This is a genomic window from Pseudomonas sp. PS02303 (assembly GCF_029959925.1).
Taxonomy (GTDB): domain Bacteria; phylum Pseudomonadota; class Gammaproteobacteria; order Pseudomonadales; family Pseudomonadaceae; genus Aquipseudomonas; species Aquipseudomonas mandelii.
Genome location: NZ_JASCOM010000571.1, coordinates 1 through 363, shown reverse-complemented (window position 1 = coordinate 363; position 363 = coordinate 1). Strand labels below are relative to the sequence as shown.

The following is a 363-nucleotide window of genomic DNA, read 5'->3' as shown; positions in this document are numbered from 1 at the left end:
TCTTTGATCGAGATCAGGTCAGTTTTGACTGGCAGCACTACATCCCACTCATCGAACGCAAGCCTGGTGCACTGCGCAATGGCGCGCCATTTGCTGATCTGCCAAAACCGTTACGGCTTCTCAAACGGGGACTGAGGCGTCACACCAACGGTGATCGAATCATGATGCAGGTACTGGCTGCTGTGCCAATTGCGGGTCTCGAACCTGTGCTGGTGGCGGTGGAACTGGTACTTGAATCGGGAAGTCTGAGCGCCGATCACATCCTCAATGTCCTTGCCCGCCTGACCTCCACCGCACCACCTCCCTGTGTAGAAACCAGCCTGCAACTCAAGGTCGCGCCTGTTGCCAATACGGCGCGCTACG

1 pseudogene is annotated in these 363 nt (G+C 57.0%); it reads left to right on the top strand.

Annotation, left to right across the window (positions count from 1 at the left end):
* Nucleotides 1–363 (top strand): annotated as a pseudogene (locus QMX98_RS34900) (IS21 family transposase); the annotation flags it as partial.